This window comes from Sulfitobacter aestuarii (assembly GCF_042685005.1).
GTDB classification, from domain to species: Bacteria; Pseudomonadota; Alphaproteobacteria; order Rhodobacterales; family Rhodobacteraceae; genus Sulfitobacter; species Sulfitobacter aestuarii.
Genome location: NZ_JBHUMP010000017.1, coordinates 45039 through 67158, shown reverse-complemented (window position 1 = coordinate 67158; position 22120 = coordinate 45039). Strand labels below are relative to the sequence as shown.

Annotated in this window: 18 protein-coding genes and 2 tRNA genes; 3 read left to right on the top strand and 17 right to left on the bottom strand. The window is 63.1% G+C overall.

Going from position 1 to position 22120, the window contains the following annotated elements; translation table 11 throughout:
- Positions 1 to 233: transposase (locus ACFSUD_RS16265; RefSeq protein WP_386375560.1), on the top strand; the 233-nt coding region annotated here is incomplete at its 5' end.
- Between the two features lie 384 nt (positions 234 to 617).
- Here ACFSUD_RS16265 and ACFSUD_RS16260 read toward each other — a convergent pair.
- Both ACFSUD_RS16260 and ACFSUD_RS16255 read right to left on the bottom strand, forming a co-directional pair.
- A complete protein-coding gene (locus ACFSUD_RS16260) occupies positions 618 to 1910 on the bottom strand; it encodes a Hint domain-containing protein (RefSeq protein ID WP_386375559.1) in 1293 nt (430 codons plus the stop codon).
- A 161-nt stretch (positions 1911 to 2071) separates the two neighbouring features.
- Complete coding sequence (locus ACFSUD_RS16255) at positions 2072 to 3397, bottom strand: ATP-binding protein (RefSeq protein ID WP_386375558.1); 1326 nt, start codon at positions 3395 to 3397, stop codon at positions 2072 to 2074.
- 45 nt (positions 3398 to 3442) lie between these two features.
- Between ACFSUD_RS16255 and ACFSUD_RS16250 the strand changes: the two genes are divergently transcribed.
- Complete coding sequence (locus ACFSUD_RS16250) at positions 3443 to 4354, top strand: MBL fold metallo-hydrolase (RefSeq protein WP_386375557.1); 912 nt, start codon at positions 3443 to 3445, stop codon at positions 4352 to 4354.
- An 81-nt stretch (positions 4355 to 4435) separates the two neighbouring features.
- Positions 4436 to 4510: transfer RNA gene (locus ACFSUD_RS16245), tRNA-Asn, on the top strand.
- 330 nt (positions 4511 to 4840) lie between these two features.
- Here the strand turns inward: ACFSUD_RS16245 and eda are convergent.
- From eda to ACFSUD_RS16170, 15 genes are all read right to left on the bottom strand, one after another.
- Positions 4841 to 5494 carry a bifunctional 4-hydroxy-2-oxoglutarate aldolase/2-dehydro-3-deoxy-phosphogluconate aldolase gene (eda, locus tag ACFSUD_RS16240; RefSeq protein WP_386375556.1) on the bottom strand — a complete coding sequence of 218 codons (654 nt, stop codon included), beginning with the start codon at positions 5492 to 5494 and terminating at the stop codon, positions 4841 to 4843.
- A gap of 4 nt (positions 5495 to 5498) precedes the next feature.
- Positions 5499 to 7310, bottom strand: coding sequence for a phosphogluconate dehydratase (gene edd, locus ACFSUD_RS16235; RefSeq protein WP_386375555.1), 1812 nt, complete (start codon positions 7308 to 7310; stop codon positions 5499 to 5501).
- Positions 7311 to 7404: 94 nt separating this feature from the next.
- A complete protein-coding gene (gene zwf, locus ACFSUD_RS16230; protein WP_386375554.1) occupies positions 7405 to 8844 on the bottom strand; it encodes a glucose-6-phosphate dehydrogenase in 1440 nt (479 codons plus the stop codon).
- Positions 8845 to 8848: 4 nt separating this feature from the next.
- The gene (gap, locus tag ACFSUD_RS16225; RefSeq protein ID WP_386375553.1) at positions 8849 to 9880 is read right to left on the bottom strand and encodes a type I glyceraldehyde-3-phosphate dehydrogenase; all 1032 of its coding nucleotides are present in this window, start codon (positions 9878 to 9880) and stop codon (positions 8849 to 8851) included.
- A gap of 107 nt (positions 9881 to 9987) precedes the next feature.
- On the bottom strand, positions 9988 to 10914 hold the full coding sequence (locus ACFSUD_RS16220; protein ID WP_386375552.1) for a carbohydrate kinase family protein: 927 nt from the start codon (positions 10912 to 10914) through the stop codon (positions 9988 to 9990).
- A 1-nt stretch (position 10915) separates the two neighbouring features.
- Positions 10916 to 12376 carry a mannitol dehydrogenase family protein gene (locus ACFSUD_RS16215; RefSeq protein ID WP_386375551.1) on the bottom strand — a complete coding sequence of 487 codons (1461 nt, stop codon included), beginning with the start codon at positions 12374 to 12376 and terminating at the stop codon, positions 10916 to 10918.
- Between the two features lie 38 nt (positions 12377 to 12414).
- Positions 12415 to 13419, bottom strand: coding sequence for an ABC transporter ATP-binding protein (locus ACFSUD_RS16210; RefSeq protein ID WP_386375550.1), 1005 nt, complete (start codon positions 13417 to 13419; stop codon positions 12415 to 12417).
- A gap of 15 nt (positions 13420 to 13434) precedes the next feature.
- Positions 13435 to 14265: a carbohydrate ABC transporter permease gene (locus ACFSUD_RS16205; protein ID WP_386375549.1), complete on the bottom strand. Its 831-nt coding sequence runs from the start codon at positions 14263 to 14265 to the stop codon at positions 13435 to 13437.
- Between the two features lie 10 nt (positions 14266 to 14275).
- Positions 14276 to 15142: a carbohydrate ABC transporter permease gene (locus tag ACFSUD_RS16200; RefSeq protein ID WP_386375548.1), complete on the bottom strand. Its 867-nt coding sequence runs from the start codon at positions 15140 to 15142 to the stop codon at positions 14276 to 14278.
- Positions 15143 to 15257: 115 nt separating this feature from the next.
- The gene (locus ACFSUD_RS16195; protein WP_386375547.1) at positions 15258 to 16568 is read right to left on the bottom strand and encodes an ABC transporter substrate-binding protein; all 1311 of its coding nucleotides are present in this window, start codon (positions 16566 to 16568) and stop codon (positions 15258 to 15260) included.
- 115 nt (positions 16569 to 16683) lie between these two features.
- Positions 16684 to 17715 carry a LacI family DNA-binding transcriptional regulator gene (locus ACFSUD_RS16190; RefSeq protein WP_386375546.1) on the bottom strand — a complete coding sequence of 344 codons (1032 nt, stop codon included), beginning with the start codon at positions 17713 to 17715 and terminating at the stop codon, positions 16684 to 16686.
- A 185-nt stretch (positions 17716 to 17900) separates the two neighbouring features.
- Positions 17901 to 17990, bottom strand: a tRNA-Ser gene (locus tag ACFSUD_RS16185).
- Between the two features lie 45 nt (positions 17991 to 18035).
- Positions 18036 to 18755: an alanyl-tRNA editing protein gene (locus ACFSUD_RS16180; RefSeq protein ID WP_386375545.1), complete on the bottom strand. Its 720-nt coding sequence runs from the start codon at positions 18753 to 18755 to the stop codon at positions 18036 to 18038.
- A complete protein-coding gene (locus ACFSUD_RS16175; RefSeq protein ID WP_386375544.1) occupies positions 18752 to 21073 on the bottom strand; it encodes a DUF3772 domain-containing protein in 2322 nt (773 codons plus the stop codon). Before ACFSUD_RS16175 ends, ACFSUD_RS16180 begins: the two co-directional genes overlap by 4 nt.
- Positions 21073 to 22107 (bottom strand): cysteine synthase A, encoded by a 1035-nt coding sequence (locus ACFSUD_RS16170; protein WP_386375543.1) that lies wholly within the window; start codon positions 22105 to 22107, stop codon positions 21073 to 21075. Before ACFSUD_RS16170 ends, ACFSUD_RS16175 begins: the two co-directional genes overlap by 1 nt.
- Between the last annotated feature and the right edge of the window lie 13 nt (positions 22108 to 22120).

Genomic DNA, 22120 nt, shown 5'->3' with positions numbered 1-22120 from the left:
CCAGGGCCGCCGATGCCATGCGCGAGCTCGGCGCTTGGTTTCTCTTCTTGCCGCCCTACAGCCCCGATCTCAATCCCATCGAAATGGCATTCGCCAAACTCAAGGCCCTCATCCGGCGAGCGGCTGCGCGAACCTACGACGATCTCTGGCGCGCCGTCGGTCACGTTTGTGAACTCTTCACTGACGAGGAATGCTACAACTTCTTCAAGGCTGCTGGATATGAAACCGATTGAACGCAACACGCTCTAAGTTATTGCTTTTTTTGCGAAACTTAAAGTGAGCTTGTCGCTTTTCATGTTGCCTTGCATGTCTTGGGAATGGCTGAAAACAATCGCGGGTAGGCGCGATGCGCTTACGCATTTGTGGCTCAAATCATTACGAAATTGAAATTCAGTTAGAATTTTCCACAAATAATTTTACAATACTGCTATCTGTCAAGCCTCTTTGTATCAGTTTGAAATTGAACCTTCTGCGAAGAACGCCGGGTGGACGGGCCGACATGGACCGCGCCCCGGCGGGCAGAAACCTGCGAAAAATGATGTTACGCAACTGGAACCGGCCACGTTCCTGCGGTCGGTTCCATGCGAAAAATATTGAAGTAGCGAGGCTTGACGCTGTCAGGCCGCGGTGGTCGTCGGTCTCAGGAGCAGGGCCTCATGCGCTTTCAGGCTCCCGCGCGCGCTGCCGCCATAGCTGTCGAGATCTGCGCGCAGCTGCGGGAACAATGCGAAAATCTCTTCGCGGGCGAGATCGTCGACATTGCCCATGCCAATGGCACCGGGATGGAAGCTCTCGCTCTCCACGCCTTCCGCGAAGACGATCTCATGCTGGTCGAAGAGCATGTGAAAATATTCGACCTCGGCGGTATCCACCTGGCGGATGGTGCTGTCGTTGATCAGATGCTTGGCGGGAACCAGTACCTCCACTATACCAAAATGCAACTCCGCACGCCAGCCGCGCAGCATCATGCGGTGCTGCGGCGATACCAGCAGATCGCGACGATTGCCGAGCGCACCCGCACGGATCAGCACCGGCGCCAGATGGCTGACGCCGCGCACCCTGGACCCGGCGATCCAGCGGATCGGCTGCAGACCGTGGTCCACGGTCTGGATCAGATCACCAACCTGCAGATCCTCGATCGCAACTTCGCCCTCGGCGGTGGCAATGCGCGTGCCACGGACGAAACAGACGGTGTCGTATTCTTCAAAGTGTTTCCTGTCGAGATTCTGCGTTTTCGAATTCAGAACATCATGGTCCTTGCCGCCATCGACCTTGTTTACATCCGCATTTTCGCCGATCCAGACCGTGTCGTTGCCGTGCTCCGTCTTGATGTTCTTGCCGGTGAAATTGTCACCAATTCGCAGCTCGTCGTCGCCCTTGCCGGTATGTATATTGTGGATTTCAGCATTATCGCCGATGCTGATCCGGTCATTTCCGGTCCCGCTGTGCAGGTTGTGAAGATTGGCATTATCACCAATTCTGAGTAGATTGTCGCCATTGCCAAGCTGGATATCGCCAGAATTGAAGTTGTCCCCGATCAGGATTCTGTCATCGCCATCCTTCGACCCAAAAATTTTCTGCAGCTTGGCATTATTTCCGATCTCAAGCGCGATCCCGGCAGATTTATCGGCGTCGAGCGATATGTCAGACAGATCGACATTGTCCGCAATGCTGATATTCGGGCTCAGGTTTTCGCCGAATTTAACATTGAAATTATTGTCGTTGCTTTCGTTGAACTCAACAGAAAAATCTTTTGCTGCGCCGTCGCCGGAAACGAAGGTGACCTCCTTGTCGGCAGAAGCCGAAACGACGAAGACATCCCCGTCCTTGACCTCGATCGTCGAACCGGCATGAATCTCATTCGGGCCGAGCGGCTTGGTCCCCTTGGCAACGATGATATAACGCGACATGAACCCACTCCAGATTACCTGACCCTTACCTAGCAAACTTCCTTAAAATTGTAAGTGTTAACCGCGAAATGACAGGGACCTTGTCGCATTATAGCTGCATTTTGGCCGAAGTTTTCTGAGCGACGCCGATCGGGTCCACAGGGCCGCCCCGCTCGGCAGGCTCAGCGCGCCACCACGATGTCAGCGCGCAGACCACCGAGCCGGGTGGATTCGCCCAGGCGCAGCACGCCGCCATGGGCGCGGGCGATATCCGTGGCGATGGCAAGGCCAAGCCCAACACTGCCGCCGCGATCCTGATTGCGCGCCGGGTCGAGCCGCGAAAAGGGCCGCATCGCCTCGCTGCGCCGCGCCTCGGGAATCCCCGGCCCGTCATCCTCGACCCGCACCCGCAGGGTCTTGTCCGTCAACAGCACCGACACTTCGGCGCGCGCGCCATACCGTACGGCGTTGGAGATCAGGTTGTCGACCGCCCGGCGAAAAGCGGAGCGGCGCAGCGTGACCTTGCCATGCCCGTCGCCCTCGGGCGGCAGCAGGGTCACGTCCCGCCCGGCGCGCTGCGCATCGGCGACGATCTGCGCCATCATCACATGCGGATCGACCACTTCGGGCTCACCCTCGGCAGCGCCCTTTGCGAAGTTCAAAAATTCATCGAGCATCCGCTGCATGTCATCGACATCCTCGCGCAGCGCCTCGGCCTCCTCATCCTCGAGCATCGACAGGCTGAGCCGCATCCGCGTCAACGGCGTGCGCAGATCATGGCTGACCCCGGAAAGCATCAGGGTGCGCTGCTCGATCTGCCGTTCGATCCGGCTGCGCATGTCCACGAAAGCAGCACCCGCGGCGCGCACCTCGTCGGCCCCGGCCGGAACATAGGGTTCGTGCCGTCCGCGTCCGAAGGCCTGCGCCGCCCGCGCCAGCCGCTTGATCGGACGCAGCTGGTTGCGCAGGTAGACCGAGGCGATGAGTGTCATCAGGATGCCGAAGAACAGCGTGTAGACGAACATCTGATGCGGGTTGGCGGCCGAGATCCGGCGCCGGTCGAAATCGATCTCCAGCGCGCTCAGCGGATGGTCGATGAAGAGCCGCACCGCGCTGCTTTCGCTGAGATCGACCGCGCGAAATCCGGGCAGCTCCCCGGCCAGCAGCGCCGACAGCACCCGGCCCGAATAATCGTACCAGACCATGCGGTTCTGCTCCGGGATATCGGCCTGCGCGATCGACGTGACCGCGATCTCCAGCTGCCCGGCACGCGCCTGCACGGCCGCCGGGATCTCCCCGGGCTCGGACAGAGTATCGACCGTGTCGAGCACCAGCGCCAGCTCACGCAGCACCGTGTTGGTCATCTGCGTGGTGACACCCTCGAAATGGCGCTGCGCGAAGATCACCGTGACCACGAGTTGCAAAAACACCACGGGCAGTAGCAGGATCAGCGCCGCCCTCCCATAGATGCCGCGCGGCATGTAGCGTTTGAGCCAGGCTGAGAACATGCGCTAGACCTTAGCCACCGCCCTGCCCCAGCGAAAGGCCAAACCATGTCCGCACCCGATGACTTCGATCCACCTGTCGGCCACGCGGAAATTCTCTCGCCGGGGCTGCGTCGCATCCTGGCGCCCAATCCCTCGCCTATGACCTATCGCGGCACCAATACCTATCTGATCGGGCAGAGCGAGCTGGCGGTGATCGACCCCGGCCCGGATTCGGCGCAGCACCTCGCCGCGATCCTCGCCGCCGTGCAATCCGGCCAGCGCATCACCCATATCCTGGTGAGCCACACGCATCTCGACCATTCGCCGCTGGCACGCCCCCTGGCCGAGGCCTGCGGCGCCCCGGTGCTGGCCTTCGGCGGGGCCGAGGCAGGGCGTTCCGCGATCATGCAGCGCCTCGCAGAGAATGGCGCCGTCGGTGGCGGCGAAGGGGTCGATCGGGATTTCGCACCCGACATTGCCTTGCCCGACGGCGCCATCATCGAGGCCGAGGGCTGGCGGATTGAAGCCCTGCATACGCCGGGACATATCGGCAATCACCTGTGCTTCGCCTGGGGGGACATCTGCTTCACCGCCGATCACGTGATGGGCTGGGCTTCCTCGCTGGTCTCGCCTCCCGAAGGCGATCTCAGCGACTTCATGCACTCCTGCGAGCGGCTGCAGGGCCGCGCCTGGCGGCACTTTTATCCAGGCCATGGCGCTCCGATCGACGCCCCGGCTGCGCGGCTCGACTGGCTGATCGCCCACCGCCGCGCCCGCGAAGCGGCGATTCTGGAAGCGCTCGCCCGCGGCCCGGCCGACGCCGCCAGCCTCGCCGCGGCAATCTACACGGAGACCCCCACCGCCCTGTTTCCCGCCGCCCGCCGCAACGTCCTGGCGCATCTTATTGACCTTATGGGAAAATCCCGGGTCTCCTGCCGCGGCGCCCTGACTCCCGAAGCGGTTTTCTACCGGCACTGAGACGATCTTCAAGTTTTTTCCAGAATTCTCGAAAATCCCTCTGGACGCCCCAGATTCCCATTGCTATATCGCCCCTACCGTTCCGGCGTAGCTCAGCGGTAGAGCAGTTGACTGTTAATCAATTGGTCGTAGGTTCGATCCCTACCGCCGGAGCCAAACTCCAACTGAGAGGTTGGAAATAATCTATAAAGCGCTCTACTCGGGGCGATTTTCGCGCTTTCGACACCGGTTTTGCCATGCGACATCTGATGCCGCACTGAACTGCGCCAAAAATTAGCGCGCATGGCGTTGAGTGACCGCCTCTCGACTTCCCCTTGAAGACATAGGGCAAAGCAGCCCAAACCGCAGCGAAATGTCAATTGAAGACGCCGTTCCGAAAGTCTCACCGACATTGATGCCGCAGCAGGCCATACGCTCTTTGAGCCAAGTGCGAACCGGGGTTGCATGCTCAGGACCGCAACTTGCCACCCCCGCTGCCCTTACCGGTCACGCCATGCTCCGCAGGTCCGTCGCATCCCGCGCCAGGGTTTCGATCGCGGCCCAGTTCTCGGCGGCGACCAGATCTGCGGGGGCCACCCAGCTGCCGCCTGCGCAGAGGACGTTTGACAGCGCGAGGTAGCTCCCCGCATTGGCTGGATTGACCCCGCCTGTCGGGCAGAACGTGACCTGCGGCAACGGCGCGCCGATTGCCTTCAGCGCAGGGACACCGCCGGAGGCTTCGGCCGGGAAGAACTTCAGCATGTCATATCCCCGCGCCAGAAGGCGCATCGCTTCGGTGGCGGTGGCCGCTCCCGGCAGGAGCGGCAGGTCCTCCTCTTCGCAGGCCGCCAGTAATTCATCGGTCGCGCCGGGGGACACGCCGAAGGTCGCGCCCGCCGCCTTGGCGGCGCGGACATCCTCGGGCGCGATCAATGTTCCGGCCCCCACATGTCCGCCGACGACCTCGCTCATGGCACGGATGGCTTCGAGCGCGGTCGGCGTGCGCAGCGTGACTTCCAGTGCGGGCAGGCCACCGGCCACCAGCGCTTCGGCGAGGGCGCGGGCATGCGTCACGTCTTCTATGACCAGGACCGGAATGATCGGCGCCAATGCGCAGATCTCACGGGTACGTTGGCTGGCGTCTTTGGGCGAAAGGGTCATGGCATCAACCTCCGAAAATTGTCGCGCCGGTGGTGGCAGAACCGACCGTGTTGCGGAACATCGCGAAAAGCTCGCGCCCGGTTCCCGCGGCATTCGCCGAAAGGTCGGGCGTGACGACGGCCCGATCCAGCACATCGGGCGTCAGGATGTCGAGCGTGCCTTGGGTCGCGTCGATCCGCATCAGGTCGCCGTCCCGAAGCCGGGCGATCGGCCCGCCGTCCACCGCCTCGGGACATACGTGGATCGCAGCGGGCACCTTGCCGGAAGCGCCGGACATGCGCCCGTCGGTCACGAGCGCCACCTTTTGGCCCCGCCCCTGCAGGATCGACAGAAGCGGCGTCAGGCTGTGCAATTCGGGCATGCCATTGGCTTTGGGCCCCTGGAAACGGACGACGACGATCACGTCGCCAGTCAGTTCGCCTGCCTTGAATGCGACCTTGACCTCGTCCTGGTCATGGAAAACGCGCACCGGCGCCTCGACAACCTGATGCTCGCTGGCCACGGCGGATACCTTCATGACTGCGGTCCCGAGCGATCCCGTCAGGCGCTTGAGGCCGCCGGTGGGCTGGAACGGATCGCGGACAGGGCGCAGGATCCTGTCGTTCAGGCTTTCGCCCGGCCCTTCCCGCCAATCGAGTTCGCCATTCGCAAACACCGGATCCTTGGTGTAGTGCTCGAGCCCGACACCGGCGACCGTTTTGGTATCCGGATGCAACAGACCCGCGTTGAGCAGATCGCCAATCATGTAGCCGAGCCCCCCGGCGGCATGGAAATGGTTCACATCGGCCAACCCGTTGGGATAGACCCGCGCGGTCAGGGGCGTAATGTCGCTCAGTTCCGAGAAATCCTGCCAGTCGAGAATGATCCCGCCCGCGCGGGCCATCGCGATAAGGTGGATAAGCAGGTTGGTGGACCCGCCGGTGGCATTGAGGCCCACGATCCCGTTCACGAAGGCACGTTCGTCGAGAATGTCGCAAACAGGGGTATAATCGTTGCCCAGCGCAGTAAGGCTGAGCGCGCGTCTGGCGCCTTCGCGGGTCAGCGCGTCGCGCAGGTCGGTATTGGGCGTCACGAAGCTCGCACCCGGCAGGTGCAGCCCCATGAACTCCATCAGCATCTGGTTGGTGTTGGCCGTGCCGTAGAAGGTGCAGGTGCCCGGTCCGTGATAGGCGGCCATCTCCGCGGCCATCAGCGCATCGCGACCGACTTCACCGGCGGCGAACTGCTGGCGCACCTTGGCCTTTTCGTCGTTGGACAGCCCGCTCTCCATCGGCCCGGCAGGCAGGAAGACCGCAGGCAGATGCCCGAATGCCTGCGCCGCGATCACCAGCCCCGGCACGATCTTGTCGCAGACCCCAAGAAACACTGCGGCGTCGAACGTGTTGTGGCTGAGGGCCACGGACGCGGCCAGCGCGATCACGTCGCGCGAGAATAGCGACAGCTCCATGCCGGCCTCGCCCTGGGTGATGCCGTCGCACATGGCGGGCACACCGCCCGCAACCTGCGCCGTGCCGCCCGCCTCACGGGCGGCCTCGCGGATCAGGTCCGGGAAGCGCTCGAACGGCTGATGGGCCGAAAGCATGTCGTTATAGGCGGTCACGATCCCGAGGTTGCCGACGCTGGTGGTGGCAAGCCTGTCCTTGTCGGGACCGGAGGCGGCATAGGCATGTGCCTGCCCGCTGCAGGACAGATGCGCCCGGGCCGGGCCTTTCGCGCGCGCGGCCTCCATCGTCTTCAGATAGGCCATACGGCTCGTTTCGCTCCGGGCGATAACTCGGTCCGTGACCCGTCTGACGGTGTCGTTCACTGCGGTCATCTTGGCTCTCCTTTCGCGCGACGCACACCCGCAGGGCGCGTCGCCGACAATGAAAAATCCGGACAGGGCATCGGTCCTGTCATCATAGCTGCATTTACCGCCATCGGCGTCCGTCACGGTGCAGCAGCATCAACGCATCTTCCGGCCCGGAGCTCCCGGGGTCATAGGGCGCCGGCGCCTGGCGGTCCTCCTCCCATCTGCGGATGATCGGATCGACCCAGGCCCAGGCGGCCTCGACCTCATCCCCGCGCATGAAGAGGGTCTGATCCCCGCGAATGACATCCATGACCAGCCGCTCGTAGGCGTCCTGGGCCTCTGCATCGGCGCCGAGCGCCTCGGCAAAGGTCATATCGAGCGAAACTTCGGCCATCCGCATGCCGCCGGGCCCCGGCTCCTTGATCGTGGTGCGCAGGGTGATGCCCTCATCGGGTTGCAGCCTGATGATCAGCGCATTGCCGCGGCGACCTTCCATCTTGGGGAAGATCATATGCGGCGGGTCGCGAAACATGATCGCGATCTCGGAGGTGCGCGCGCGCAGCTTCTTGCCGGTGCGCAGATAAAAGGGCGTCCCCGCCCAGCGCCAGTTGCCGATATTCACCTTCATGGCGACGAAGCTTTCCGTCAGGGTCTGCGGATCATTGGCGTGATCGCGATAGCCCCCTTCGCCATTTCCTGCACGGTACTGCCCCCGGACGATATGGGACGGCTCGACAGGGTCGAGCGCCTCGATCACCTTCACTTTCTCGTCGCGCACCGCGTCGGGCGTGAACCGCGATGGCGGCTCCATCGCGGTGAGGCACAAGAGCTGCATCAGGTGGTTCTGCACCATGTCACGCATCGCGCCCGAACGGTCATAATATTCCCCCCGCCCCTCGACGCCGAGGCTTTCGGCCACGGTGATCTGTACGTGATCGATATGCGTGGAATTCCAAAGCGGCTCCCATAGGGAATTGGCAAAGCGGAGCACCATCAGGTTCTGCACCGTCTCCTTGCCCAGGTAATGGTCGATCCGATAGATCTGACCCTCGTCGAAGCCACGCCGCAGATCCGCGTTCAACGCCCTTGCCGAAGCAAGATCGTGTCCAAAGGGCTTTTCCACGACGATCCGGCTTTCGGGCGTGGCAAGGCCATGTGCGTTCAGATTGTCTGCGATTGCTCCGAATAGCGTAGGCGAGACGGACAGATAGAAGGCGCGCAGGGCATCGGGTCGCAAATGCTGCCCCAGCTCGCGCCATCCCGCATCACCCACGGCATCCACGCGGACATAGCGCAGCGTTTCCAGAAAGGCGGCGATCTCCGGGCCTTGTTCAGCCGCTTTCGGAGCGAATTCCTCAAGACTGTCGCGGATCAGCTGAACAAACGCCTCCTGCGTTGTCTCGGAGCGCGCTGCGCCGATGATCCGGGCGGCAGGCTGCATCTGCCCCACCACGAAACGGTGGAACAGGCCGGGAATGATCTTGCGCCGCGCAAGATCCCCTGTCGCGCCGAAGATGACCAGGTCGAACGGATCGACGGGAATGACGCGCGACACCATGGCGTCAGCCTGCCAGCCGCTGCGGGGCGGCGTCGTACAGAAGCCTGCCCATGTGTTGACCCGTGTCGATCATCCGGTTGGAGAAGCCCCATTCGTTGTCATACCAGCTGACGACCCGGACCAGCCCGTCCGCCGTCACCGCCGTCTGCGCCGCGGCAAAGCACGAGGAATGCGGATCGTGGTTGAAATCGATCGAGACGAGCGGATCCTCCTCATAGCTGAGGATGCCCGCCAGCCCGTCCGACGCCGCGGCCCGCATGACATCGTTGATCGCCTCCCGCGTGACAGGCTCGCGCGCCATGAAGGTCAGATCGATCAGCGACACGTTCGGCGTGGGCACCCGCACGGCTGAGCCTTCGAGCCTGCCTGCGAGCTGGGGCAGGACCAGCGAGATGGCACGCGCAGCACCGGTCGAGGTCGGCACCATGGACAGCGACGCCGCCCGGGCGCGGTAGAGATCCTTGTGGCTCGTGTCGTGGCTCGGCTGATCGCCGGTAAAGGCATGAATCGTGGTCATGTAGCCGGTCTCGATGCCGAAGGCTGCGTCCAGAACCATGGCGACGGGGGCGAGACAATTCGTGGTGCAGGACGCGTTCGAGACGATCACGTCCTGCGCCGTGAGATCGCCGTGGTTGACCCCGTAGACCACCGTGCGGTCAGCATCCTTGCCGGGGGCCGAGATGAGGACGCGGCTGGTACCGTTCTGGAGGTGCAACGCCGCCTTGTCCCGATCCGTGAACAGCCCGGTACATTCATAGGCGACGTCCACGCCCTGCCACGACAGGTCGGCGGGATTGCGCAGCGCGCTCAGGCGGATGCGGTGGCGACCGACATGGAGCTCTTCTCCCGAGATCTCGACCGGCACATTCAGGCGACCGTGGACGCTGTCGTATTTCAGCAGATGGGCCAGCGTTTCCGCCGGTGCCAGGTCATTGATCGCAACGACCTCGATATCGCACCTGTCGGTCTCGATCAGCGCACGCAGAACACCGCGCCCGATGCGCCCGAAGCCATTGATCGCAATTCTGGTAGTCATCTCATCTCTCCTTTGAAGCAGCGGTTTGAACAACGGGCCAGCTACGCTTGTTAGCGCTAACATGAAACTCCGCAAATTGATACAGGTAGTCCGGAAGAAAAGTCATCTCAGATTTCCCCGGCCCAGGGTGGATTGGCCCCGGCGCGCGACACCGTGATACCGGCGACTTTCGCGCCATGTTCCATCGCCTCGCGCAGGTCCTGCGCCGACAATGCGCCCAGCGCGTCCTTTCGCAGCTGACCCTTCTGCGACAGTTTCGCAAGAACGCCCGCGTTGAACGTATCGCCAGCGCCCACCGTATCGACGACTTTTGCCTCGGCCGCGGGCACATGCACTTCCGCGCCATCCCGCAGAAAGCCGGTCGCACCTGCGCGACCACTGGTCACGATCAGCACAGCAGGTCCGCTATAGCGCAGGACCGCGACCCTGTCCTTCAGCGATTTTGCGTCGGGCACCAACCAGGTAAGGTCCTCGTCGGAGAGCTTGACGATATCCGCCTGCGCCAGCATCTTGCCCAGCCGCGCCCGATAACGCTCGACATCCTCGATAAAGCCGGGTCGGATGTTTGGGTCCAGCATCACGGCGCGCATCGCGCCTTCTCGTGCCAGCAGGTCGGCATAGGCTTCCGCCGCGGGTTCGCAGGCAAGGCTGATACCGCCAAGGAACAACGCGGTTATCTCCTCCGGCAAGGAGGGCATATCGCCTTTGGTCAACATGCGCCCGGCTGAATTCTCGTCAAAGAAGCTGTAGCTGGCCTGCCCTTCGATCAGCTGCACGAAGGCCAGCGTCGTTGGTCGGTCGGACCTTATCGCGAGACTGGCGTCGACATGGCTGGCTTCCAGCGCTTCCGCCAGCTGCACACCGAACATATCGGTGGAAAGACCGGTGAGCAGACCCGCGCGCACGCCCAGTCGGCCCAGCGCGATGGCAGAATTGAAGACCGCGCCCCCGGGACAGGGGATGAAACCGCCCTGCCCCTCGGTCGTCGTGGCTGGGATCATGTCGATGAGCGCTTCACCGCAGCATAAGATCATATCATCCTGCTTTCCTGTTCAAGAAACTGCGCAAAACCGAGCGGACGTCGCCGGACCAGACCGCCTCGATCTGGCGGGCGAAAGCGCGCGCGAACCTTTCCTGCTCCCCCAGCGTGCCGAAAACCTCGGTCATCGCTAGAAACGCCGCCGGTCTCTGCCGCGCTGCGCGGGCCGCGTCACGCAGTGTATCGGCGCGCGGATCGTCGAGAGTTGCGCTTTCCGCGCAGTACCGGCACCAGAGCGCCACCTCCAGCGCAAGCCCGTCGAGCGGACGCCCCGCCGCCAGCGCCTCGGAAATCGTGGGCAGGATGAATTTGGGCTGCCGGTTCGACCCGTCCTGGCAGAGACGCGCGATGGTGTCGCGCACTTCCGGATTGGCAAAGCGGTCGAGGCAGGTTGCGAGATAATCCCGATAATTCACGCCGGGGATCGGTGCGAGCAAAGGTATGACCTCATCGCGCATCAACTGTCCGATCCAGTCCGCGATATCGCGGTCGGCCACTGCATCATGCACGCAGTCAAAGCCCATCAGCGCCGCCGGATAGGATAGCGCCGCATGGCTGGCATTGAGGATGCGCAGCTTCATCGTCTCGAAAGCAGCGATATCGTTGACGAACTGCACGCCGACCTTTTCCAGGGCCGGGCGGCCCAGCGGAAAATTATCCTCCATCACCCATTGGGTGAACGGCTCGCAAACGACGGGCGCGGCATCCTCGACGCCGAAAATGTCGGCCACCATGGCGCGCTTGGCCTCTGATGTGGCGGGGGTGATGCGGTCCACCATCGAATTGGGAAAGGCCAGTTGATCCATGATCCAATCATGCAACTCGTCCGAGATCAGGGCCGCCAGCCCGGCAAGCGCCTGCCGCGCGACATGGCCGTTCTCGGGGATGTTGTCGCAGGACAGGATGGTGGGCGGCGGATGCCCCTTCCCCTTGCGCAGGCGCAGACCGGCCAGCAGGATGCCGAAGACCGTGATCGGCGCGTCCGGCATGGCCGCATCGTGCCGGATGTCCGCATGCGCGGCGTCGAATTGCCCCGTTACGGCGTCGATGAAATAACCGCCCTCGGTGATCGTCAGCGACACGATGCGGATCGCGGGATCGGCGATCCGCTCGATGATCGCCTGCGCGTCGATCGGGCAGAAATCAATCATCGCGCCGGTCACGCGCGCCGCGTAGGTCTCGGGGCTCAACTCGACCACGGTATTGAGCCAGTCCTGCGGCGCAAGCGCGGCGCGGCGCGCGGCGTCAAAGGGCATGATCCCGGCTCCGACGATGGCCCAGTCATGATCGATCCCCAGATTGAACAGCCGGTCCAGATAGGCCGCCTGGTGGGCGCGGTGAAAATTGCCCATACCGATATGCAGGATGCCCGGCGACAGGTCGGCACGCTCATAGGAGGGTACCGCTACGCGCGGCGGAAGCTGCGAGAGCGTCGAAAGCGAAAGAGATGTCGTCATATCAGCCAACCCAAGTTCGGGGTTCTCCATCTGTCGCGTCATTCGATCCGCAGACCTTGTGCGTTGAACCTGTGGATCTGTTCGGCGCGCGGCGACAGGTGGATCGTGTCCCCATGGCGCAGGGTTACTTCGCCCAGCGCCCGCACCGTGAGCGTCTCGGTCAGGCCCGTGTTGTGGACGTGAAAAAAGGTGTCGGAGCCAAGGTGCTCGGCCACCCCGACCGTGCCCTGCCAGGTTCCGTTTTCCTCGACCACGTCGATATGCTCGGGCCGGATGCCGATGGTATGGGCGCCGTGCCTGTCCGCTTCCTCGCCTTCGATCAGGTTCATCTTCGGTGAGCCGATGAAACCCGCTACGAATGTGTTGCGCGGTGTGCGGTAGAGCTCCAGCGGGCTGCCAACCTGTTCGATGTGGCCCGCCCTCAGCACCACAATCTTGTCGGCCATGGTCATCGCTTCGACCTGGTCATGGGTGACGTAGATCATCGTCGTGCGCAGGCGTTTGTGCAGCTCGCTGATTTCCAGCCGCATACCGACCCGCAGCGCAGCGTCGAGGTTCGACAGCGGCTCATCAAAAAGGAATGCCGCCGGTTCGCGCACGATGGCACGGCCAATGGCCACGCGCTGGCGCTGGCCACCCGACAGCTGCCCCGGTCGGCGGTCCAGGTAATCGGTGAGGTTCAGAGCCTTGGCCGCGGCGTCAATGCGGCGCGACTGCTCATCCTCGGAAACGCCGGCCATTTTCATCGGAAAGGCAATGTTTTTGCGCACCGACATATGCGGATAGAGCGCATAGGACTGGAACACCATTGCCAGTCCACGCTTGGCGGGCGGCACATGGGTGGCGTCGTTGCTGTCGATGCGAATCTGCCCGCCCGTGGTGTCCTCCAGCCCCGCGATCAGCCGCAGCAGCGTTGACTTGCCACAGCCTGAGGGGCCGACGAAGACCGTGAACTCCCCGTCGACGATGGTCAGGTCCAGCGGCGGGATCACCTCCACATCGCCGAATTTCTTGGAGACCTTGTCCAGTGTGATACGTCCCATTGTTCCCGTGTCTCCCTATTTGACGGCGCCGAAGGTCAGGCCGCTGACAAGTTGTTTCTGGCTGAACCAGCCGAGGATGAGGATCGGCACGATGGCCATGGTCGAGGCCGCGCTGAGCTTGGCGTAGAACAGGCCCTCGGGGCTGGAATAGCTGGCGATGAAGGCGGTGAGCGGGGCCGCCTTGGCCGCGGTCAGATTGAGGGTCCAGAACGCCTCGTTCCAGGCCAGGATGAAGTTGAGAAGCAATGTCGAGGCAATCCCGGGCACCGCCATCGGCGTCAGCACATAGAGGATCTCTTCCTTCAGGCTCGCGCCATCCATCCGCGCCGCTTCGAGGATCTCGCCCGGAATCTCGCGGAAATAGGTGTAGAGCATCCAGACGATGATCGGCAGGTTCATCAGCATGAGCACGATCACCAGCCCGGTGCGGCTGTCCAGCAGGCCGAGTTCGATGAAGATCAGGTAGATCGGATAGAGCACGCCAACGGCAGGCAGCATCTTGGTCGAGAGCATCCACAGCAGGATGTCCTTGGTCCGTTTTGAGGGAACGAAGGCCATGGACCAGGCGGCGGGCACGGCGATCAGGATGCCCAGGATGGTCGAGCCGCCCGCAATGATCACCGAGTTCCAGAGGAACCGCGCGTAATTCGAGCGCTCCATTACCGTGGCGTAATTCTCCAACGTCCAGTCGAAGGCGATGAAGACGGGGGGATCGGCGATCGCCGTGGCCTCGGTCTTGAAGCTTGTCAGGATCGTCCAAAGGATCGGAAAGAAGATCAGCAGACCTACCGCCCATGCGGCTGCGGTGTTGATGATCATGCGTTGCTTGGTTACTGCGCGCGCCATGATGGCCTCCTCATTTGTCGAGGTTCTTGCCAACCATGCGCATCAGGAAGATGGCGATGATGTTGGCGAGGATGATGGCGTAAACGCCGCCTGCGGAGCCCAGCCCGACATTCTGGCTTTCCAATACGCGCTGGTAGATCAAATAGGTCAGCGTACGGGTGCCGAAGGAGCCTTGGGTGGTCACGAAGATCTCGGCGAAAATGCCTAGTAGAAAGATCGTCTGGATCAGCACCACGACGGTGATTGCCCGACCCAGATGCGGCAGGGTGACATAGGCGAAGCGCTGCAGCGGTGTTGCGCCATCCATTTCGGCGGCTTCCAGCTGTTCACGGTCCAGCGACTGGATCGCCGTCAGCAGGATGAGCGTCGCGAATGGCAGCCATTGCCAGGACACGATCATGACGATGGATTGCAGCGAAGCCTGGCTCAGCCATTCCAGCGGTGCCGCGCCGAAGAATTTCCAGATATGCGCAAACAGGCCGTTCACGGGGTCCATGAACATGTTCTTCCACACCAGCGCGGACACCGTGGGCATCACGAAGAAGGGCGAAATCACGAGAATGCGCACGACACCCTGCCCCCACATCGGCTGGTTCAGCAGAATGGCCAGCAGGACACCGAAAACCACCGTGATGAGCAGCACGCCGCCCACGATCGCGAGGGTGGCCCAGACCGAGGGCCAGAACGCGCTGGAGGTCACGAAACGCACGTAGTTGTCAAAACCCACCCAGCCCAGGTCACCGCCCCGCAGGGGCAGATATTTCTTGAAGGAAAAAAGCAGGGTCATGACCAGCGGGACGAGCATCCATCCCAAGAGCAGGATCACCGCGGGGGCCAACATCAGGCGGGCCGCGGATCGGGAGTTTTGAGTTGCCATGGCTGATCTCTCCTGTTGACTGCCCGACGGGCTGCCTTGGATCAAACGAGGGTTTCGCGAAGAAGAACAGGGGTGGACCTCGGGCGGCGCGGCCTGCGCCGCCCGGATCACCTGGTCAGTAACCGGCGGCTTCGATCTCGTCGAGCGTCAGCATCTGCGCCTTCTCCAGCGCCTGTTCGACCGTTTGCTGCCCGGCCAGCGCGGCCGAGATTTCCTGACCGACCTGTGTCGCGATACCGGCGAATTCGGGGATCGCGACGAACTGGACGCCGGTATAGGGCACGGGCTTGACCGAAGGGTCGGTCGGATCGGCCGCGTTGATCGAGCTGAGCGTCATCTCCGCCCAGGGCGCGGCTTCCTGATACTCGGCGTTCTCGTAGAGCGAAGTGCGGGTGCCCGGCGGCACGCTTGCCCAGCCCTCTTTCTCGGCGACGAGCGCGGTATAGTCCTTGGAAGTGGCCCATTGGATGAAGGTCTTGGCCTCATCGATGGCGTCCGAGCCTGCCGGAACGGCCAGCGACCATGCCCAGAGCCAATTGCCGCGACGCCCCAGCCCGTTGTCCGGCGCCAGCGCGAAGCCGACCTTGTCGGCAACGGTCGAATCGTCGGGATTGGTGACGAAGGACGCTGCCACCGTGGCATCGATCCACATGCCGCATTTGCCCTGCTGGAACAGCGAGAGGTTCTCGTTGAAACCGTTGGTCGACGCGCCGGGGGGACCGTAATTCGTCATGAGGTCCATGTAGAAATTGACCGCCGAGGTCCATTCCTCACCGTTCAGCTCCGGCTGCCAGTTCTCGTCGAACCAGCGCGCGCCGAAGGAATTGGCCATCGCCGTAAGGAGGGCCATATTCTCGCCCCAGCCCGCCTTGCCACGCAGGCAGATGCCGTAAACCTCGTTCTCCTCGTCCGTCATCGCCGCGGCGGCTTCCTTGATGAAGTCCCAGCTCGGCGCCTCGGGCATTTCCAGACCCGCCTGCTCCATCAGATCCGTGCGGTACATCACCATCGAGCTCTCGCCGTAAAACGGGGCCGCGTAGAGCTCGCCATCCACGGTCAGTCCGTCGCGGATCGCAGGCAGCAGGTCATCCGCCTCCCAGGCTTCGGGCATGTCATTGAGCGACACCAGCCAGTCTTGCTGACCCCAGATCGGAACCTCGTAGGTGCCGATGGTCATGACGTCGAACTGACCGCCCTTCGCGGCCACGTCCTGTGTCACACGCTGGCGCAGAACGTTCTCTTCCAGGGTGACCCATTCCAGCTTGATATCCGGGTGCTCTGCCTCGAAATCGGAGGCAAGGCCCTGCATGCGGATCATGTCGCCGTTGTTCACCGTGGCAATCGTCACAATCGTCTCGGCAAAGGCGCCGCTCGCGGTCACGAGGGCCATGGCGGTGGCGGCATAGAGTGATTTGATATGGGACATCCGTTCCTCCCTAAACGTCCGTTGTGAGGAAGAACCTAGCGTCTTTTACTACGCGAAGTCAATTTTAGTTTTACGCGCGTAAATATTCATAGTTTTTTCGCGTATCGCTCAATACTTAGGCAGAGTCGCGCATGACCAGTTTTCCCTCGAACAATGTTTCCAGCCGCGTCGCAGGGGCTTCGCTCGTCTCGATGATTCGAAAGAGCGTGCTTGCCGCGCGTTCGGCGATGGCGGCGTAATCCTGCGCGACAGTGGTCAATGAGGGACAGGTGAACCGGGAAAACGGATGGTCGTCATGCCCGGCGATGCGCAGGCTGCAGCCCTTGCCATGCCCGACCTTCAGACCGAGGTTATACGCGGCCGCCAACATGCCGATCGCAAGCCGGTCGTTGCTGCACAAAATCGTATTGGTCGGGAAGATGCTCTTGCGCAGCATCGCCCCGCCTTCCGTCAGACCAATTTCCTCGAAATCCCAACCCTCGCCCTGCGCCTGGAAGATATGTGCAGTATACCCGTGCTGCGCCATGCTCTCCTGATAGGCCTGCCGCCGCTTGAATGCATTGGGGTTGGACGGCGTTTCCATTTCGAAGAAACAGGGAGGCTCGCCGCTGCGGCACAGATATTCTACGATCAGGCCGACGCTCTGGAAATTATCCGTCCCGATGAAGGCTTCGCCCGTATCGCTGATATTGGCGTCAAACAGTACCAGCGGGACGTCACGACCGATCTTCTCGATGGCCTTGCGGTCCGACCCACGCCCGAACGGGGCAAGCAAGACCCCGGCGGGCTTCAGCGATCTCAGCGAGTCCAGATTTTCAGCCTCAAGCTCCGGCTTGCCATGCGAGCTCAACAGGATCGGACTATAACCCGCCTCGATGCAGGTTACTTCGACGGCCCGGCCGATCTCGTTGAAGAAAGGGTCGGCTAGATAGGGCAGGATGATCCCGATATTGCGCGTCGTCTGCCGATTCTGGTTCATCGCATAGACGTTCGGACGATAGTCATGCTCATCCAGCGCGATCTCGATCCGCTCTCGGGTCGACTTGCGGACACTGTCGGGGTTGTTGAAATATTTCGAAAGCGTGGGACGCGAGATGCCACTGACCGCGGCGAACTCTTCCATGTTGCGAATCTTCTGCTTTGGCATCCGCCGCCCCGCCTCCGGAATTGATACGCGCGTAAAATTTATTCTTTACATACTTGCGGATCAAATGCGAGGTCAAGCGCCCGCTCCGGCGCATGGGGAGGCGATATGAAGTACGCGGCTCATAAATGCAGACGACGAAAAATCCGGCCGCAGCCGGATCGGGAGAACGCTTTCGCGGGGGCAAGTGGCGGAGCGACAGGGATTCGAACCCTGGAGACGGTCTCCCGCCTACACACTTTCCAGGCGTGCGCCTTCGACCACTCGGCCACCGCTCCGTTGCGGCGGTTTAACTTGCGCCCGGGCCGGAGTGCAAGAGCTAATCAACCGTCAAGATGCAGATAAACGCGCCGCGTGTCGGCGCCCCTGTTCTCGATCCGTCCGAGGCGCAGAGCGCCGATCTCGCCGGTGCGCTCCACATGGGTGCCGACACAGGGTTGCAGGTCGATTTCCGCGCCCTCATCGCCGATCCGTACCAGGCGGATCTTGCGCTCGCCACGGGTCACCGGGGTGGCGAGGGAACGTGCCAGCCGCGGCTGCGCGGCGAGGTCCGGACGGTCGATCCAGAAGTCGCCGACCCGGCGATCGGCGGCGACATGGGCGTTGAGCGCGTGTTCCAGCGCCGCGCGGTCCGGCGGGGGTTCCGGCATCTGCAGATCGAGCCGCCCGTGCGAGGCCGAGATCTGCCCGCCGCTCACCGGATGGGGCAGCAGCATCGACAGCAGGTGCAGCGCCGTATGCACCCGCATGTGACGGTGGCGGCGTTCCCAATCGAGGCTCTGGCTCAGCAGCGCGCCGACGGGCGGCAGCGGCTGCGGTTCTCCCGGCACCAGCACCACGCTGTTCTCCGGCCCCCGCACCGCGGTCGCGATGGGCAGACGGACATTGTCCCAGGCAAGCCAGCCGCTGTCCCCGGGCTGACCGCCCCCGGCAGGATAGAACAGCGTCGCATCGAGGATCACGCCGCCCTCCCCGGTGTGGCCCTGCACCTGCCCGCGCGCCTCGCGCCGATAGGGATCGGTGCGAAACAGCAGCTCGGTCATGTCGTCCCGGAGCCCTGCAGAGCCTCGGGATTGCGCAGCCAGATGTCGCGCTGTGCGAAGGGGATCTCGATACCCTCTTCCGCGAAACGCTGCGCAATGGCGTGATTCACGTTGTTCTTCACGTCATTGGTGAAATTGACATCCCGCAGGATCGCCCGGATCTCGAATTCGAGCGCATCGGCGCCGAAACTCTGGAACACCACCGTCGGCGGCGGGCTGGCGAGCACCATCGGCTGGGCCTCGGCAATCTCCTTGAGGACCGCCTCGACGTGCCGCGTGTCGCTGCCATAGGCAACGCCGACCGCGACGATCAGTCGGCCCACCGTATTGCCGCGCGTAAAATTGGTCACCGTGCCGCTGACGAGATCGGCATTGGGCACGATCACATCGGTACGGTCGAAAGTCTCGATCCGCGTCGAGCGCACGGAAATGTCGCGCACATAGCCCATCTGTCCGCCAACCTCGATCCAGTCGCCCTCGGAGATCGGCCGTTCGATCAGCAGGATGATCCCGGAAACGAAATTGGAGACGATGTTCTGCAGGCCGAAACCGATCCCGACGGAAAGCGCACCGGCGACGATGGCGAGCGAGGACAGATCGATCCCGGCGCCGGTGATCGCCAGCAGCGCCGCGAGGAAGATCCCGACATAGCCAAGCCCCGAAACGATGGCATTCTGCCCGCCGATGTCGATACGCGTCTTGGGCAGGACATTGTTGCGCAGCGCGCCCTGCAGGATTCGGGTGATCACGTAGCCGAGGGCGAAGATCACCGCGAAGGTCAGGAAATCGGTCGGCGAGATGCGGCTTTCGCCGATGGTGAAGCCGCGGCTGAAAGCGCCCCAGAGCTCGGTCAGGTCGGTGACCCGCGCGCCCCAGGCCAGCGCCAGCAGCGGCATCACCAGCAGCAACAGGAGCAGGCCGAACAGCACCGGCATCAGCGCCTCGCGCGCGGCGATCCCCTGCCCGGTCACAGCGCCATAGACATCCGCCAGGAAACGCTGCAGTGCCATGACAAGGCCCAGAAGCGCCAGCGACACGATATAGGGCTGCTGCAAGGCCTCGCCGGCAGTGAAATAGCCCGCCGCCATCAGCAGCGGCGCCAGCACCGCAACGAGCATCGCGCCAAGACCGAGACCGCGCACCACCCGGCTCAGCGTCGAGATCCGCGTCTCTTCCACGGGGCTGCCCGGCGTCGGTTCGTCACTGTAGGAATGCAGGATCTTGCCAAGCCCGAACAGCGCGAAACTGGCCAGCAGCGCCGGCAGGAAGGACACCACGATCCGCGACGCGGGTTCGGAATCAACGAAGCTCAACATGCTCGACAGAACCACGTCGATGATGATGGCGCCGGTGATCAGGCTGACGAAGAACCGCGCCTGTTTGCGCTGCCTTTGGGCGACCGGCAGCAATGCCTCGTCGTCATCACGCGCAAAGACCCGTTCGGATATCCAGCGAAAGCCCAGCATCAGGCCGCCGATGAGCGGGATCAGCCTCAGAAGCTCGTCGCCGCGCGGTCCGAGATATCCGGTGATCCGCGCCGCACCGACCAGCGCCAGCAGGCCGCAGAATGGCAGCAGGATGCGCAGCAGCGAGACCACGAAACGCCAGATCCCGATGCCCCGCGCGCCGTAGCGCCGCAGCCGCCCAACGATGGCCGCTGCCCAGTTGCGCCCGCGGAACAGCAATACCAGCCCCGCCAGCGTCAGCATCACCACCACGGGCAGATTGCCGCGCAGCGATTGCCAGTCGCCCGAGCTTTTCTGATCGGCCGCCGGTTCCCAGACCGCGCGATAGCCGCGCATCAGGTCGGAAAAGGCAGGCCCCCAATTCGCCGGGTTGAGCGGTGACGGGCTCAGGCTCAACAGCGCCCTCGCCTGGCGTTCGCGCATGATCTGGTCGATCTGCCGGATCAGCCCGTCAGCCTCGAGAAAGGCCGCCTCGGCGGTTTGCACCGGTGCCAGTAGCGTGTTGAGCTGGTCGGTGAGCTCCTCGCGTTTGGCCGCAACATCGGCGGGCTCCTCCGCCCCCTCGCCTTCGGGCGCGACACCGAGGGCAGCGATCTGCTCGCGCAGCATCTTGATCCGGTCGGCATTCTGGCCACGGGCCACCTCAAAGCGGCTGCGATAGGCGGCGATCTCGGCGCGCAGCGCTTCGAGCGTCTCCTCATCCACCGTCTCCGCGGTGATCTGCTCCTCGGCCTGGCTTGCCAGCCGGTCCCAGCCCTCGCTTTCGATATCCGGCTGCGCAAGCGCTGCAGAGCCGAAGGCGAGCGTCATCGCCAGCACCAGAGGTGCCATAAATCGCATGAACATGGGCATCAGATGTCTTCGAATACGCCGGGGATCGATGCCGGGGCCCGGTCAAGCCAGCCCGGCGTCGGCAGGTTCTTCTCGCGCAGGAAATCGGGGTTGAAGAGCTTGGACTGATACCGCGTGCCGAAATCGCAGAGCACCGTCACGATCGTGTGACCCGGCCCCATGTCCTTCGCCATGCGAACGGCGCCCGCGACGTTGACGCCGGAGGAAGCGCCAAGGCAGAGGCCCTCGTGTTCCAGCAGGTCGAAGACCACCGGCAAGGCTTCCTCATCGGAGACATTGTAGCTGAAATCCGGGGTGAAACCTTCAAGGTTCCTGGTGATGCGCACCTGACCGATGCCCTCGGCGATCGAACCGCCCTCGGCAATGAGCTCTCCGGTGGTGTAATAGCTGTGCAGCGCCGCGCCATCGGGATCGGCCAGGGCGATCTTCACGCCCTTGGGCTGCAGCGCCATGGCGACTCCGGCGAGCGTGCCGCCCGACCCCACCGCGCAGCAGAACCCGTCGACCTTGCCGTCGGTCTGTTGCCAGATCTCCGGGCCGGTGGTCTCGATATGGGCCTGCCGGTTGGCGACATTGTCGAATTGGTTGGCCCAGATCACACCCTCGTTGGTGGTCCGCGCCAGCTCGTTCGCCAGCCGCTCGGAATAGCGCACGAAGTTGTTGGGATTGCGATAGGGCGCTGCGGGCACCTGTACGAGCTCGGCCCCGGCGAGGCGCAGCATGTCCTTCTTTTCCTGGCTCTGCGTCTCGGGGATCACGATCACCGTCTTGAAGCCCATCGAGGCCCCGACCAGCGCCAGGCCGATGCCGGTATTGCCTGCCGTGCCCTCGACGATGGTGCCGCCGGGCTTGAGCTCGCCGCGCGCGATCGCATCCTGGATGATATAGAGCGCGGCACGGTCCTTGACCGACTGGCCGGGGTTCATGAATTCGGCCTTGCCGAGGATCTCGCACCCCGTTTCCTCGCTGGCTTTGCGCAGCCGGATCAATGGTGTGTTTCCGATGGCCTGTGCCAGGTCTTTCGCGACGTGCATGATGGCTCCCCGT